This window comes from Desulfosarcina alkanivorans (genome assembly GCF_009688945.1).
In the GTDB taxonomy this organism is placed as follows: domain Bacteria; phylum Desulfobacterota; class Desulfobacteria; order Desulfobacterales; family Desulfosarcinaceae; genus Desulfosarcina; species Desulfosarcina alkanivorans.
Genome location: NZ_AP021874.1, coordinates 5,167,842 through 5,183,958, shown reverse-complemented (window position 1 = coordinate 5,183,958; position 16,117 = coordinate 5,167,842). Strand labels below are relative to the sequence as shown.

Genomic DNA, 16,117 nt, shown 5'->3' with positions numbered 1-16,117 from the left:
AAGGTTCCTTCATGCAACTGATCGGCATCGTCTGCTCGACAGGCGCCGCCCTGTTCTGGGCCTCCGCCGTGATCATGTTCAAGAAAAGCGGCGAGTCGTTCTCTCCGATGGCCCTGAACCTGTTCAAAGGCGTGGTCACCCTGATTTTACTGGTGCCCACGCTCTGGATTGCTGGCGTACCGCTGTTCCCCTTGCGCCCTTCCCACGACTGGATGATGTTCTGCATTTCGGGCGTGCTGGGCATCACCCTGGCCGACACCTTTTTTTTCATGGCCCTCAAACGGCTCGGCGCCGGCCTGTGGGCCGTGGTGGACTGCCTCTACCTCCCGCTGATTATCCTCATATCCGCCCTGTTTCTCGATGAGGCCATCGGGCTGAAGGGAATGCTGGGCGCCCTGCTGGTGGTTGCTGCCATCGGCGCCGGTTCCTGGTCCGGTCCAGCGGTGGCGATATCCCGGCATGATTTTATCGTCGGATTGTTCTACGGGGTGTTGGCCGTGGCCCTGATCGCGGCGAGCATCGTCATGGTCAAACCGCTTCTGGAACAGACGCACGTCCTGTGGGCCAGTTTTGCCAGGCTCCTTGCCGGCGTCGCCGGGCTGCTGATCATCGCCCTGATTCATCCCCAAAGGGGGCCGATTCTGGGGGCGCTGAAGCCGTCTCCGGAATGGAAAACCGCTTTGCCGGCATCCATCGTGGGCAATTACCTGGCCATGCTGGCCTGGCTGGCGGGGTTCAAATACACGCTGGTCTCCGTAGCGGCCATCTTGAACCAGCTGTCTACCATTTTCACTTTTGTTCTGGCTGCCATTTTTCTCAAGGAGCCGGTCACCCTCCCGAGGATGGTCGCCATTGTGCTGGCCGTATGCGGCGCCCTGCTGGCAGCCAGCGCCGTCTAATCGAAAAGATAGCGATGAATCATATCCGCCAGGCCGTCGATAAGCCGATCGGCATCCCCGTCCTCGCCAAATATGGTGATTGAGCAGATGATCTCTTCAACGGCGGCGGAAATGATGCGGGCGGCGGTATGGATATCCTCAATCCTGAGTTTATCGCGAAACTGCTCGATGAAGCGGACCACGTGGCCCAGGCTGTGCTGGTCCATTTCGGTGAACACGGCATCGACTTCCGGGTCGGAATAGCGCATGGCAAGCACTTCCCGGTGGAACTGGGGGTAGGGCTCATGGGCCTCGAGCATGGCCTTGATCAGACGGTAGACGCTCTCTTTCCGATTGTTCGGGTCGACCTGGTGCTCGCCCAGAATCCGTACGATCTTCTCTTCGATGTGCTCCCGGAAAATCGCCATGAACAGTTCTTTTTTATCCTTGAAATAAGAGTAGAAGCTGCCCACAGAGACGCCGGCCGCCGATGCGATTTCCTTGGTGTTGGTACCGTGAAAACCGTTTTTTGCAAACTGGTCCTTGGCCGCCACAAAGATACGGTTTTTGGTTTCGATGCTCCGCTTTTGCTGGGGAATTCGGACTTTTGGCTCCATCTCTGACATTTCTATCCCTCCTTGTGCCTGGGTTTCATACCCAATTCCCGCAGCCCGGTCAATAAAAGCGAAAAAAAGTTCGAATTCAGATTGACACGCCGTCATTCGTACCAATTATAAATATTAATACCACAAAGTGGCATTCTGATCTGAAACCACACGGAGGGTACTATGAAAAAATTACATTTTATGGCGACGATAACGATGGCGATGGTCATGACGGCGGCAGTGGCAATGGCGGGAACCGTTGATATTGGCCTGGGAAGAATGGATCAGTCCGAGTTTGACACACTGCGGCAGATGGTCAACGGCACGTTTCAACCCACTGCGCGTGCCGCCACAGAAAAACCCCGGCAAACGCGGATCGCTGAATTCGACCAGGACGTTGTAGATGCCATCCGGCAGGCCATGGTGAACACAGGCGACCAGGGACCGGCAACCGCCTACGCATCCGAGGGCCGGATGGTGGATATAGGCACCGGCTCCATGGCAACCAGTGAGTTCTGCGACCTGAACAAACTGGTGGCCAGCAACAGCGCCAACCGCAGTGGCGGCTTCAATTTTATCTGTCCGTAGTCGCGTGCCGCCACAACCGGCACACCCCCGGAGATTGAACCAAGCGGTACACCCAAGGCCTGGTGCATGAATGCATCAGGTCTGTTTTTTTTCAATATCCAAACGGTTCGAGTCGGGGTCACCGGACCTGTGAACCCTCCGTAACCTGCCATCCCCCCTCTGCCAGCCCTCAAGTTGAATAAAAGTTCATATTTTTTCTTGACAACCTGAATAGAAGTTCATATTTTGCAATAACGCGAACAAAACGTCACATTCACATTAAAGAGAGGTCGAAAAGGGAGGAATGATGAAAAATTCAATACTAGCGGCGGGGGTCGCAATCGTGGTGGTAATGGCAGTCACCAGTGCGTCGGCACAAATGGTGGACATCGGAACCGGCCAGATGGCACATTCCGAGTTTATGGCCCTGAAATCAATGGTCCAGGGAAATCAATCCAGCAGCAGCGCTGCCGTTTCAACGCCGTTATACCGCCCGGAACGTTACGGCATGGTGGAAATGGCCCGGGCAGATTTTGAAGCCCTTCGGGACAAGGTCGCCGGCCGCAGCGTCATCGTTGAGGCCAAATCGAAGATAAAACCGGTTCAGATGGTCAATATCGGCACAGGAGAAATGCCCCTGGACGACTTTATCGCCTTGAAAAAAATGGTGGAGAAAAGGGACGCCTTCATTCTGGACCATCTGGTGGCGATACTTCCGTAACACCATCAGCCGGGAATTCCGGTCAGGCGGGAAGCGAACCATCGCTTATCTGATTTCGGCCGCGCGGTCCTTAACAGATGGCAGCGCGGCCTTTTTTTGCCGGGGGCACCTGCTCACCGGCAAGACGATGGTCAACGGCAGGAACACCAAACCGATAGCAGGCATTGTCTCGGGCAGAATGGAACCGAAGGACGGGCGGAACGCGGCGATCCCGGGGCCGGAGCGCGGTCAAGGGCCGCGTCCCGGCAGATTACCGGGGCTGCCGGCGGTCCCTGCCGCTGCGGCGTTCTTTGCCGCTGCGGCGCTCAGGGAGATGTACCGCATAGGCAAACCGCCGGCGGTCTATCCCGGAACGCCTTCCACCATTGTCAGAAACGGTCATCTTCTTCATCTGAATCCGGTGAACCCGCGGTTGTGGCGGAATCAGAACAATCCCGCCAGGGATCCTTGTTGGTTGCATCTGCCCGGCGCAGGCTGCAGTCGGCCAATCTACTATATCATGCAAGAATCGCGCTTGGCATCAAATTTTTTCACATATGCCTTTATTTCAATGTTTTATAACGCCATATCGATTCGGCAAAAAATGTAAGTATGAAAAAAATGAATAGGGGAATGGGTAATCTTTTTTCCACATATGAAAAAAGTTCTCAATCGAACGACGGCCCCAGCACAAAAGGCCGGCGGCCAAAAAAAAGGCGGTGCGCCCAATCATGGCGACCCGGGACATGAGACCATGGCTTGGGCGTCATCACCCTCGAGCATGTCGATAATTTTTTCTGAAAGGGCTTCAACCGTGTAGGGTTTGCGAATCATCTCGGTTTGATCGTGGGACAACAGGTCTGCCGTTCCGGGAGCATCACTGAAACCAGTGGACAACAGAATCCGCATTTCCGGCGTGATGCGGCGAATGTAACCGTATAACTCCCGCCCTCCCATGGCGGGCATCACCATGTCCATGATGACCAGATCGAACAAATCTGTATTTTCAGTCAGAATCTTGAGCGCCCCGAACCCGCTTCTCTTGCATACCACCTGATAGCCGATACGCTCCATGAGTTCGGCTTCCGCCTCCAGCAGGTCCGGTTCATCATCTATAAAGAGGATGCGACCCTTTCCGGTATGCAAAGACGGTTGTCGGGCAGGAGCATCACATGCATCCCTTACCGCCGGAAAGTAAAGATCCAATGCAGTTCCTTCCCCCGGCGTCGAAGAAACCGTGATGGCGCCTTTATGGTTTTTTACCACGCCGTAGACCGACGCCATGCCCAAACCGGTCCCCCGCCCCATTGCCTTGGTGGTAAAAAATGGTTCAAAAATTCTGGCTTGTGTTGTTTTATCCATGCCCATACCCGTATCGGTGACCCGCAGGTGAACGTAGTCGCCGGGCGCAAGCGACAGGGATGGCATTCCGGTCGGGGGAATCGTGCACACATCGGTTTTGACAGTCAACACGCCGCCGTCCGGCATGGCGTCTGACGCATTGATCAACAGATTGAGCAAGACCAGATCCATCTGTCCCCGATCCGCCTGAATTCTCGGCAGGTCCTCCCTAATTTCAGAATGAAGGGTCAACGCTTTCCGGGTCCGGCCAAAGGTGGCCAGCGCCTCCCGAATCAGCGGGTTCAAATCCAGGGGCATCGGGCGGTATTTCCCTTTCCGGGCGTATCCCAGAAGCTGTCGGGTCAAAGATGCACCGGTTTGGATGTGGCGTTCGATGCAGTCGAGTCGCCGGACGAACGTTTTGTTTGGATTGTCTTCCATGCGCAGCAGGGAGATGTTCGCCTGTATACTCATCAACAGATTGTTGAAATCATGTGCGATCCCTCCCGCCAGGGTACCAATGGCCTCCATCTTTTGAGATTGGAACAACTGAGCCTGCAGTTCCCGCTCCCCGGTCATATCTTTCAACAGACAGATGACATTATTCATATCACGCTTCCCATCCGGGTTCGGTGATGCGCTGAGGCTGAAAAAAAGCGCTGAGCCATCATTGTGGCGCAATTTAACCGGTTCGCCGGACAGGATTTCCATCTCGTCGCTGACCCGCCGGAAAGACCGTTCATACAGGTCAATGTGGTGTGGTGGTACAAAATCTGAAAAATGTCGGCCGATGGTGTTTTTGCGCGAATGGCCAAGAAGGTTTTCCCACTCCGGGTTGACATAGGTAAAACGGCCCCGGGCATCCAGGGTGCAGATCACGATAGGCGCATTTTCATTCAGGGACTTGAACTGTTTTTCACTCTCCGCCAGCGCCAGCTGGGTGTGGCGGTATCGGGTGATATCACGAAGTACCGCCAGATAGCCGAAAAGCTGATCATCATGTTTCAGGGGCGTGCCGACAAGGTCAAAATAACGATCCTGATCATTCCTGGTAAGACGCACCTGTTGCCGGCCGCCGTCTTTTCCCATCTGGACAACCATACCCGACCATTCGGGAATCAACCGGTCGGCGTGCATGGCAAGCGCCTGCTTTCGATTCTGTCCGGTCAACCGGGCGGCGGCGGGATTGAGGTCCAGAACGCGTTGATTGCGATCAAAAACAAATACCGCATCCTGCATGTTGTCGAGCATCAAATCATAGGCGATGGGAACGATATCCAGGAGCCGGTATCGATAGATCCCCCATCCGAAAGCGATACCGCTGACCGTGAACACGACCGGGGTCATATCGAAATCAGAAAACGGTGGTATATCAAATAGATAGCACACATTGCCGATCCAGGGCGTGGCAACCCCGATCAGCAGGGAGATCGCCTGTTCTTTATACCCGGCGGGGGCGGCAACCAGGGACCGCACGAGCAGGATGGTCGCCATCATCATCATCGTATAACAATACCCCGTGTGCAGCCAGAAGCCCGGTGCGAAATGCCGATAGAGGAGGGTGAAAGGGGCCCTGTGAACCATCTCCACCCCGCTGAAAACCCAACCGTGAAATCCATTGGTCCAGACGAGGAGGAGGATGAGAAGGGGAACGGAAGCGACGAGCGCAGTTCGAAAGGGGGTGATCAGGTGATCCCGGCGGGTATACCTGATGACAAAATTCAATAGCGCCGGGGGAGCCGAAACGATGCAAAAAAATTGCAGATTGGCCCAAAAGATTTTGCCCTGCAGGGTCGAGGCGGCCAGCTCAAAAATATGCATGAACGCCCAGGCGGACACGGCCAGCATCAGTAATGCAAAGGACCGGGTATCGATCGTGGTTCTTGATTTCCATGCCGAACCGGCGAGAACAAGCGAAATCAAGGATGCGGCAAACAACGAAACCGTGTAGGGATGGGTCATCCAGTGCATGATTCGCTCTGCGTCAGATCAGTGGTGGCAACCGCTTCAATAATAGCCTGTCGGCCGGATATCGACCACGCGCCCACTGATGCAGCCCCCTGCAGGTCGGACCGACGGTCCGCCGAAATCGTACCGGCATTCACTGGTTGAGATGGCGCCGGGAAATCAGAGGTGCAAACTCCGATCCCATGCCAGTTGCTTTTTAATGGGCTGCCGTCCCGTTTGTCAAACGGTACGTGGCAAAAGCATGCGTTCGACAGAAAACCGACGGCCGCCGCCATGGCGCCAACCGATTCTTATGCCCTCATCCCGCATCGCCGCAGCCGTCTTCCGGCCCATCATTGCCGTTGATACAAAAGCCCTGGGACAGAAGTTGACCGGTGCCTGCCAGGCCCTGACAGGGGGGCAGGCGAATCAATGGTCATGGTCGAAAAGGTAGCCAATGGACCGCAAGCTTTTAAAAAAGATGGGGCTTCGGGGATCCGACTCAAAATATTTGCGAAAACGGACGATGAAATTGTCCACGGTGCGGGTGGTGGTTTTACGGGCATACCCCCAACCGATCTGCAGCAGTTTTTCACGGGAAAGCGGTTGGCCCCGATTGGCGATAAACAGTTTGAGCACCTTGGACTCCTGCTCGGTCAGGGAAATCTCACCCAGTTGGCAGCGCGCCGTATTGGTCTTAAAGTCGATGTAATTGTCACCGAATTGATACGTGTCGAAGGATGGGAGGATCGGTGCCCCGTTTTCCTGGTTCCAGCCGCCCCGTTTGAGCAGGCGCTCGACGCGAAGAAGCAGTTCCTCGAGGTTGAAGGGCTTGGTCAGATAATCGTCAACCCCGAAGGCTAGGCCCTTGATCCGGTCGTCGGGGTCGCCCTTGGCCGAAAGGATCAATATGGGCAGCCGTTCATCTTCCAGCCGGATGCTCTGGAGAATGGACAGGCCGTCTATGCCCGGCAGCATAATATCCAGGATGACCAGGTCCGGTCCGGTCTCCTTCCATTTCGTCAGGCCGGCCACGCCATCGCTGGCGATGATCACCTCGTACCCCTGAAGCGTGAGGTTAAGCTGGACGCCCTCGGCAATGTGGCGATCGTCTTCGATGATGAGAATGCGTTTTTTGGGGGTTCCCATAATGGTTGCTCCTGTATCATCCATATAACTTACATTGCACGGTATTAACGCCTGTTTAGTGCCTATTCACAAATGGTAGATTTTGGTTCAGGCCAAGGCCGCAGCACGTTTTAAACCGCATGCGTAGCAGCGCTACGTTGAGGATTTAAAAACAGCGAGAACGCCGGCCTGGGCCGAAAGATGCCGTTTGTGGATGGGCACTATTCCAGGGCCGGCAGAATCAGGGTGAAGGTCGATCCCCGACCCCGCCCCGGGCTTTCGGCCAGCACCTTTCCCCTGTGGAGACGGGCGATGTTTTGCACCAGGTGCAGGCCCAATCCGCTTCCTTTGGCCGTCATGTTGTCCGACCGGCCTATCTGGTAAAACTTGCGAAAAATCTTTTTCATTTCCTTGTGGTCGAAACCGATGCCGTTATCCGCGAAGCTGATGTGCGTTTTGCGGTGTTTGGCCTCGATACGAATATCCACTTGCGGCATTTCAGCGGCATTGTATTTCTGGGCATTGGTCAGGATATTCATCAACAGCATTTCAAACAGATGGTGGTTGATTCGCTGGTACACGACGCCGTCCGCCTCATTGTGGACGCTGATTCGGCAGTCGTTGAAGAGGTGGGCATTTTCTTCCAGAAACCGGTTCACCGTCTTGACGATATCACGCACCACAAACTCGCCCATGTAGCTCTTGCCTTCCAGTTTGGCCAGGTTGAGCATGCGGTTGATGTTTTCGGTCAGCCGGTTCACATCGGTGAGCATGTACCCGATGTATTTCAGTTGATCCTCCCGGGACAATTCGTACCTCGAAAAAGTCTGCAGATAAAGCTGGAGGGATGTCACCGGCGTCTTGAGCTCATGGGTGAAGTTGTTGATAAAATTGTTCTGCATCCGATACAGCTGCATGGTTTTCTGGCTGAACACAAAAATAATGAAAATGCCCAGCAAAATGGTACCGATCAGCAGGCTCAGAACGAGAATCACCACCCATGTGTCGGCGGCAAACACCTGGTCCTGCTCCAGGTTGAATCGTTCCATGGCCGAGCGAAGACCGCTGCTTACGCCGATGTACCAGTAAATATATAAAAAAAGAGAGGCCACCAGGGCGGTGACGGAGAAAACAAACACCAGTATGGGATGAAAAAGCCACTTCACCTGCTTCATGGGAAACCCTATTATTTTTGGGTCGCGGCGAGCGGGCCACATCGGTCGAGGCCGATACGGACGAATGATATTACCGTTTTTTTGCGCAGATTTCAATGCGGCGGCAAAGGCCGCAACAGGAAATATGCTTGACCGGCCGACCCGCCCATAATAGGCTATATACAGCCTTTTCCTTCCTGCTTTTTTGAGCCTGTATATCGATTTCCATTGTTGCGATTCCCGTGAACCGCTCCGTCTGAGGCGCTGATGCCGTGTCCATCTCTTGTTTGGCCAAAGGACCATCGTTGTCGACCCACGGATGGTTTCAGCGGATCTCCATTTCATTAACCGGTAACCTAAAGGAGGAAATCATGGGAGAGAGTGTCTACAAAGTCATCGAACTGGTGGGAACCAGCCCCACATCCTGGGAGGAGGCGGCAAAAAATGCGGTGGAAACCGCTTCAAAGTCATTGAAGGACCTGCGGGTCGCGGAAATTTCAAAACTCGACATGAAGGTGGAAGGGGGGAAAGTGACCGCTTTTCGAGCCCGTGTAAATCTCTCTTTCAAGTATGTCACGGACTGAGCACCTGCGGTGAAGGGATTTGAGCCGGCCAGCCGGCCCGATATCGGGCCGGCTGGCCGGTAGCTTAGTCGATTATTCCATGGCCCGGGACATCAGATCACCCACCATCTTCGAAAAACGGGCGGGGTTGTCCAGCTTTCCGCCTTCGCCCACCACGGCCATATCAAACAAAAGCTGGCTGTAATCTTTCAGCGCGGCATTTTCCCGGTCGTTTTCAAAAAGCGTTTTGATCTTTTCCACCACCGGGTGGTCCATGTTCAATTCAAGGACGCGTTTGACGTCGGGTGCCGGCTGGCCGGATGCCTTGAGCAGTTTTTCCATGTACGCGCTCATGTCCCCGCTGTTCCCGGAGAGGCAGGACACGGAATCTTTCAGACGCGATGAGGGCTTGACCTCCTTGACGTCACTCTCCAGATGCCCCTTGATGAAGCCGAACAGCGCGTTGTAGGCTTCTTTTTTGGCGTCGTCCACCGCGTCCAGGTCCAGATCTCCCTTTTCGGCGCTCTTCAGGGGCTTGCCGTCGTATTCGTTCAACGACTGAACCACCCATTCGTCCACCGGGTCGGTCATCAGCAGCACCTCATAATCCTTCTCTTTCAACTTTTCCAGGTGAGGGCTGTTGAGCAGCGCGGAGAGCTTGTCGCCGGTAATGTAGAAGATCTCCTTCTGGTCGGCCTTCATATTCTTGACGTAGTCGTCCAGAGAGACCCACTTGCCGTCGGACTTGGTGGTCTTGTAACGGGCCAGGGGGGCGATCTTGTCCTTGCTGGCCGGATCGGTGTACATCCCTTCCTTCAACACGGCGCCGAACTCATCGTAAAACGGATTGTATTTCTCCGCATCCATTTTTCCCAGCAGGTCGAAAAGCTTTTTCACCAGATTCTTGCGGATATTGAGAACCAGGCGATCCTGCTGCAGGATTTCACGACTCACGTTCAGGTTCAGATCCGATGCATCCACCACGCCTTTCACAAAACGGAAATATTCGGGCATCAGTTCCTTGCAGTCGTCCATGATGAACACCCGTTTGGAATAGAGGTGAATCCCATGGCGGCGGTCCGGGGTGAACAGGTCGAAGGGGGCCTTGGAAGGAATGTAGAGCAGGGCATCGTACTCGGTGGTGCCCTCGAACTTGAGGTGCAGCCGCTCCATGGGCGGATTCCAGTCGTGGCTCAAATGCTTGTAGAATTCTTCATACTCTTCATCTTTGACCTCACTTGAATGGCGGGTCCAGATGGCCTTCATGGAATTGAGGGTCTCTTCACGCATCACCTTGCGCGTTGTCGCGCCGATGGGCTTGTCATCCTTATCCTTGATAATCTCTTCATCGGGCAGCGGCTCGTCGCGCTCCACCTCCATGGTGATGGGGTAATTGACGAAATCGGAATGCTGTTTGACGATGTTACGGATCGTCCACTGCTCGGTGAAGTCCTTGTCGTCCTTCTCCTTTTTTTTCAAATCCAGGGTGATGGTGGTGCCACGGTTCGCTTTCTCGGCCGCCTCGACGGTGTAGGAGCCGTCCCCGGCAGAGACCCATTTGACGGCCTGGTCGGCATCCGCCCCGGCAGCCCGGGTCACCAGGGTGATCTTGTCGGCGACCATGAAGGCACTGTAAAAACCAACACCAAACTGCCCGATCAGTTCCGGTATGAGCGTCTCCTGCCCTTTGGCATGTTCCAGGGCTTCCAGGAAGCCGGCGGTGCCGCTTTTGGCGATGGTGCCGATATTCTCCAGCACCTCATCGTAGGTCATACCGATGCCGTTGTCGGAGATTTCGAAGGTCTGCTTGATGGCATCCGGCTTCAACTGAATCTTGAATTCCGTATCGTCACCCAGGATGCCCGGCTCGGTCTCGGCCTTGTATCGGACCTTGTCGATGGCATCCGATGCATTGGAAATCAATTCCCGCAAAAAGATATCCTTGTTTGAATAGAGGGAATTGATGATCAGGTTGAGAATCTGCTGCACTTCGGTTTTAAACTGATAGGTTTCCTGCTTTGCTTCCATGGGCTCTCCTGAATGCTCCTTGATCAAGCTTTTATCAATGGTTATAATTAGTTCGACCTCAACGATGAACAATTATGGGTGCGATTTGCCGTTTGTCAAGGCAGGGGAACCGGTTGAAATAACAAAAATGCGCCGCTTGCCCACCGCCTGTACCCGGATATTCCGGTCCAAGGCCGGCATCAATGGTCCTAAGCGACATGCGCCCGGAAATGGAGACCGCTTCAATAGCGGGGTTCAAAAATAAAAACTCTAATATTTCATTCTATTTCGGGAAGTTAAAAATGAATAACGCGCCTCCCGGAAAACGGTTCAAAATTTTGAACTTTGCCGGAATATGCTTATTTTTTAAACGATTTCAGAATAATATGCTTCAAATAAAAAAACAGAGGGTTTATAATTTTGAACTTTCCCCCGGTGGTCGAGCCCTCAACCCGACGGCCAAACGAACCGCATGATGGCCGGCATCATTTATATCCATTCTGAATTATGACGTATTCTTAAAATAAAATGTTTTTTGACGACGGAAAACTGATTTTGGCAAGGTGTTTGCTTTTTGGATAGTCAACCTAATAATTTTTCATCTGTTCTCCTCCTTAACGGTTAATCGGCTTCATCCCGATTAACCGTTTCCTTTTTTGGACGCCCGAATCAGGCGGCCCCAGCCAGAATTCGCATTTCCGCCGGATTCGTAAAAAATTCGGGGTCAGGGCTTGCCAGGCCCGAGGAATGCGGCTTACTGACAGTGCGCCGCAGTGACGAGGGTTGAAGCGTATCGCGGATATCGGCTTTTTTACGAACCCGTCTTTTAAAATTGCAAAATTCTGCCCAACAAGTTACCGTTATTTGATTTTTTTGCCTTGCGCCAGGCTCGTACTTACCGGGCCAGTCCCGCCACGGGTAAAGGATCGGTATCGGATCGACCGCCCGAACGCACCCTGAAATACGGCAACGCGGCCCGATAACAGGCCTTCACGTGATCGCCGCCTCTGAATGTTGCCTCTGGGCGTGTGCGGGAACCCGAAAAAAAGGCATTTGGCGGGCAGGGCGCCCCACGCTATCGCCACCAGCCAGGAGGTGCCATGAACCGAGCCGTATCGGTCGTCGTTATCCTGTCATCCCTGTTTCTTGCAAACGTTTGGGCAAACACCGCAGCGCATGCCCAGATGCCGGATATACCCGCCCCGCTGGCACCCTGGACCGAATGGGTACTTCACGATCAATCGGACCGGCACTGTCCGGCTCACTTTGACGATGGAACGGTTCGCCGCTGCTGGTGGCCCTCCCGGCTCGCCTTGGAGGTCGGTGAGCAGGGAGGCCTGTTCAAACAGCAGGTGACGGTGTTTGCGCCCGCCTGGATCACCCTGCCCGGCAGCGAGGCCCACTGGCCGGAATCCGTCGCCATCGAAGACAAGGCGGCTCCGGTGGCGGGCCGCAAGGGCCGCCCATGCCTCTGGCTGGAAGCGGGTGAGCACACCATCAAAGGCGCTTTTGTCTGGAACGCGCTGCCTGAAACCATCCGGGTGCCGGCGGCAACGGGTCTTCTTTCTCTGACCGTTGACGGCCGGGAGATCCTCGAACCGGACCTGGACGGCGAGGGCCGGCTTCGACTCCATGGCAGCGGCGGTGACGTCCGGCGGGAAGATACGATGACGGCCACCGTTTTCCGGCTCATCGAGGACGATATCCCCATGCGGGTGGTCACCCGGATCATATTGCAGGTCGCCGGACGCCCCCGGGAGATTCAAATCGACGGCCTGCTGCCCGACAGCGCCGCCGTGATGCGGCTCGACAGCCCTCTGCCTGTCCGCATGACCCGAACGGGGGACCTGCTCGTCCAGGCCCGTCCCGGCCGATGGGACGTCCGGGTTACGGTCCGGCTGGACGGACCGGTTACATCCCTGTCCATGGGCGAAGGCCATTATGGAGATGAAATCTGGTCATTCAAGGCCCTCAATCACCTGCGAATGGTGAAAGTACTGGGGGCGCCGACGATCGAACCGTCGCGAACCCGGATGCCGGAGGAATGGAAAGGATTCCCCGCTTACCTGCTCGAACCCGGCAAGGCGCTGTCCTTCGAGGTCATTCGCAGGGGGGATCCTGATCCGGCACCTGATCAACTGCACCTGGAACGGTCCTGGTGGCTTGATTTCGACGGAACGGGATTTACCGTCCATGACCGCATCAGCGGCACACTGAATCGGACCTGGCACCTGTCCATGGGCAGCCCCATGCAGCTGGGGCGGGTGGCGGTGGATGGCCGCGACCAGCTGATCACCTTGCAGGGAGATCGGCCGACCCCCGGTGTCCAACTGCGCCGCGGCCGCCTTTCCCTCGAGGCGGACAGTCGCCTGCAACGCACATCCGCCGCGTTGCCGGCCGTGGGTTGGGACCACGGCTTCCAAAGCGTGCGCGGTGTGCTCCACCTTCCCCCGGGATGGACGTTGTTTTCCACCACCGGCGTGGATGTGCCTCCGGGGGCCTGGCTCCAGCGCTGGACCCTGCTGGATTTTTTCCTGGTGCTGATGGTGGCCGTCAGTGCCTGCAAAATACGAAACCGGGCGACCGGCCTGCTGGCCCTGCTGACGCTGGTGTTGACCTTCCACGAACCGGGTGCACCACGTCTTGTGTGGCTTCACCTGCTGGCAGTCGGGGCGCTGTTGAAATACCTTCCCGGCGGCTGGTTCAGAAAACTCGTCACACTGTGGGGGGCGGGTGCGGTAACGGCCCTGGCCGTCATCGCACTTCCCTTCATGGTACAGCAGGTCCGAACGGCCATCTATCCGCAGCTGGCACAGCATATCGATAAGGGCTACCTCCGGCCGGCGGTCCCGGAACGCAGCATGGTCGAGGATGAACAGCAAGCTGCCGCACCGTCGCCCGCTTCGATCGGCAAAAAGGCGATGGAAGCGGTTGGCACGACCCGGTTGAAGCAACAGAAACCGATGCCCCGGCGTCCACGGCTGGCAGCGGACCCCGATGCCCTGATCCAGACCGGCCCCGGATTGCCGTCCTGGCAATGGCGTTCCGCCAGACTTCACTGGAACGGGCCGGTGGACCGCAACCAGCAACTTCGCCTGTGGCTGATTTCACCGACCCTTAACCGGGCCCTCGGACTGGCCCGCGTCGCCCTGTTGGTTGTGCTGATCGTGGTTTTCCTCGACCTGCGCAACTGGCGCCGCCACCTGCCCGCCCCGGCAGCGGCCGGAGCGATGGCACTGGCTTGCATTCTGTTTTTTTTGCCACCTGCCCAGCAGGCCCGGGCCGAAACCGGCGGCGACGGCTTTCCGCCCCCATCCCTTTTAAACGATCTCCAGCAGCGATTGCTCGAGCCACCGCCCTGCCTTCCCCATTGCGCCGACGTAAGCCGCCTGGAGCTGGCCGCCACACCTGACCAGCTTCGCCTGATCATGCAGGTCCATGCCCAGACAGACACGGCCATCCCCTTGCCGGCCGCCCGGGAAACCTGGCAACCGGATCGCATCACCATGGACAACGAACCGGTAAAAAGCCTCTCCCGGGACAACCGGGGCGCCCTGTGGATGGTTGTACCTAACGGCGTTCATCAGGTCAAGATGACCGGACCGACCGGCCGGGCCGATGAGATTCGCCTCGCCTTTCCCATGGTTCCCCGCATCGGCACCTACGCCGGCGTGGGGTGGCGGGCCCGCGGGATTGAACCTGACGGCAGAATCAGCGAAAGCATTGCCCTGACCCGTGTTCTAAAAAGCAATCCATCCGCAGTAGAAGTCAAGAAACTCGATATACCGGCCTTTTTTCACGTGGACCGCACCCTTCATCTGGGGATCCAGTGGTCGGTGACCACGCGCATCCGACGGCTCACCGCACCGGGAGAACCGGCGGTACTTGCGATCCCGCTGTTGGAAAATGCATCCCTCACCACGGCCGGCATCACGGTGAAAGCTGGAGCGGCCCAGCTCTCTATGGGTCCGCAGGAGATGCAAGCGCAGTTTTCAACCGTCATCCCCATCGGTGCCACCATCCGGTTGACTGCGCCAACCGGTGTTCCCTGGACGGAAACCTGGACCCTGGATGCCGCCACGATATGGCGCTGCGTCACGTCCGGCCTGACGGTGGTGCATCACCAGGATGCCGACCGCAACTGGCAGCCGCAATGGCGCCCCTGGCCGGGAGAGCAGGTCGCCATCCGTGTGAGCCGGCCCGAACCGGTGGCCGGCCGGACCATCACCCTGGACAGCGCCCGACTGGCCCTGACGCCGGGACAGCGCCTTTCCCGGGTGGCATTGATCCTGGGGCTCCGGTCAAGCAAGGGCGGACACCATCAGATCGAACTGCCGGAACAGGCCAACCTGCAGGCGGTGACGGTCAACGGCAGCAACCTGCCCATTCGCCAGGATGGCCGTCTGGTGACGGTTCCGTTGGAGCCGGGGGCCCAGACGGTGGGTGCCGAATGGCTGCAGCTCAACGAATCCATGAACCTGATCAGAGGCCCCGTGGTGAATGTCGGTGCGGCCGCCGTCAATGCCGCCGTCACCTTCCGCATGCCGGACCAGCGGTGGATTCTTTTTGCCGGCGGTCCGCAGCTGGGTCCGGCAGTGCTCTTCTGGAGCTATGTCATCGTGGTGATCATCGCGGCGACGGGCCTGGGAAAAACGGACGTGACGCCGCTCAGGCCCCACCAGTGGATGCTGCTCGGCCTCGGCCTGACCCAGGTACCGGCGGGGATTGCCATCCTGATCGTGGGCTGGCTGCTGGCCCTGGGTTTCCGGTGCCGGAAGGAGCAACCGCACACCCCCGTGGCATTCAACCTCATCCAGGTGCTTCTGGTCATCATTACCCTGGCGGCCCTGGCCGGTCTTTACAGCGCCATCGAACGCGGCCTGCTGGGCATCCCGGACATGCAGATCGCCGGCAACCACTCCACGCGCATGGAACTGAACTGGACCCAGGATCGTATCGACGGTACCCTGCCCAGGCCCTGGGTGGTGAGCGCGCCCCTGTGGGCCTATCGCCTGCTCATGCTGTCCTGGTCCATCTGGCTGGCCTTCAGCCTCGTGTCATGGCTGCGCTGGGGGTGGGGATGTTTTTCCAGAACCTGCTTGTGGAAGCCGATCAAATGGCGCCGCAAAACCAGGCCGGCCGGGAGCGAGCCATCCCTGGAACCGGAAGCGGGGACGTCGACCGAATCCGCCCCGCGTATCTGAAAACCGATCCGTAAGGCAGACGA

Annotated in this window: 11 protein-coding genes; 6 read left to right on the top strand and 5 right to left on the bottom strand. The window is 56.7% G+C overall.

Features of this window, described 5'->3' with window-relative positions:
* The first annotated feature begins 11 nt into the window (after window positions 1-11).
* The gene (locus DSCA_RS22755) at window positions 12-899 is read left to right on the top strand and encodes a DMT family transporter (RefSeq protein ID WP_231716250.1); all 888 of its coding nucleotides are present in this window, start codon (window positions 12-14) and stop codon (window positions 897-899) included.
* On the opposite strand, the gene DSCA_RS22750 is transcribed toward DSCA_RS22755, so the two are convergent.
* Complete coding sequence (locus tag DSCA_RS22750) at window positions 896-1,504, bottom strand: TetR/AcrR family transcriptional regulator (RefSeq protein WP_167527920.1); 609 nt, start codon at window positions 1,502-1,504, stop codon at window positions 896-898. The two genes, DSCA_RS22755 and DSCA_RS22750, sit on opposite strands and share 4 nt — an antisense overlap.
* A gap of 162 nt (window positions 1,505-1,666) precedes the next feature.
* Here DSCA_RS22750 and DSCA_RS22745 point away from each other — a divergent pair, with 162 nt between their 5' ends.
* The 3 genes from DSCA_RS22745 to DSCA_RS22735 all read left to right on the top strand — a co-directional run bounded on the left by DSCA_RS22745 (window position 1,667) and on the right by DSCA_RS22735 (window position 3,360).
* Window positions 1,667-2,071 (top strand): hypothetical protein, encoded by a 405-nt coding sequence (locus DSCA_RS22745; RefSeq protein ID WP_155318628.1) that lies wholly within the window; start codon window positions 1,667-1,669, stop codon window positions 2,069-2,071.
* A gap of 283 nt (window positions 2,072-2,354) precedes the next feature.
* Window positions 2,355-2,771, top strand: coding sequence for a hypothetical protein (locus tag DSCA_RS22740; RefSeq protein ID WP_155318627.1), 417 nt, complete (start codon window positions 2,355-2,357; stop codon window positions 2,769-2,771).
* A gap of 178 nt (window positions 2,772-2,949) precedes the next feature.
* Window positions 2,950-3,360, top strand: a complete 411-nt coding sequence (locus DSCA_RS22735) for a hypothetical protein (RefSeq protein WP_155318626.1) — start codon at window positions 2,950-2,952, stop codon at window positions 3,358-3,360.
* Between the two features lie 119 nt (window positions 3,361-3,479).
* Here the strand turns inward: DSCA_RS22735 and DSCA_RS22730 are convergent, their stop codons facing one another.
* The 3 genes from DSCA_RS22730 to DSCA_RS22720 all read right to left on the bottom strand — a co-directional run bounded on the left by DSCA_RS22730 (window position 3,480) and on the right by DSCA_RS22720 (window position 8,341).
* Window positions 3,480-6,062: a histidine kinase N-terminal 7TM domain-containing protein gene (locus DSCA_RS22730; RefSeq protein ID WP_155318625.1), complete on the bottom strand. Its 2,583-nt coding sequence runs from the start codon at window positions 6,060-6,062 to the stop codon at window positions 3,480-3,482.
* Between the two features lie 405 nt (window positions 6,063-6,467).
* Complete coding sequence (locus DSCA_RS22725) at window positions 6,468-7,187, bottom strand: response regulator transcription factor (protein ID WP_155318624.1); 720 nt, start codon at window positions 7,185-7,187, stop codon at window positions 6,468-6,470.
* 200 nt (window positions 7,188-7,387) lie between these two features.
* Entirely contained in the window at window positions 7,388-8,341 is a 954-nt protein-coding gene (locus tag DSCA_RS22720) for a sensor histidine kinase (RefSeq protein WP_155318623.1), read from the bottom strand.
* Window positions 8,342-8,691: 350 nt separating this feature from the next.
* Here DSCA_RS22720 and DSCA_RS22715 point away from each other — a divergent pair, with 350 nt between their 5' ends.
* Entirely contained in the window at window positions 8,692-8,904 is a 213-nt protein-coding gene (locus tag DSCA_RS22715; protein WP_155318622.1) for a dodecin family protein, read from the top strand.
* A gap of 72 nt (window positions 8,905-8,976) precedes the next feature.
* On the opposite strand, the gene htpG is transcribed toward DSCA_RS22715, so the two are convergent.
* Window positions 8,977-10,911 carry a molecular chaperone HtpG gene (gene htpG / locus DSCA_RS22710; protein WP_155318621.1) on the bottom strand — a complete coding sequence of 645 codons (1,935 nt, stop codon included), beginning with the start codon at window positions 10,909-10,911 and terminating at the stop codon, window positions 8,977-8,979.
* Between the two features lie 1,079 nt (window positions 10,912-11,990).
* Between htpG and DSCA_RS22705 the strand changes: the two genes are divergently transcribed.
* On the top strand, window positions 11,991-16,094 hold the full coding sequence (locus tag DSCA_RS22705; RefSeq protein ID WP_155318620.1) for a hypothetical protein: 4,104 nt from the start codon (window positions 11,991-11,993) through the stop codon (window positions 16,092-16,094).
* Window positions 16,095-16,117: the final 23 nt, after the last annotated feature.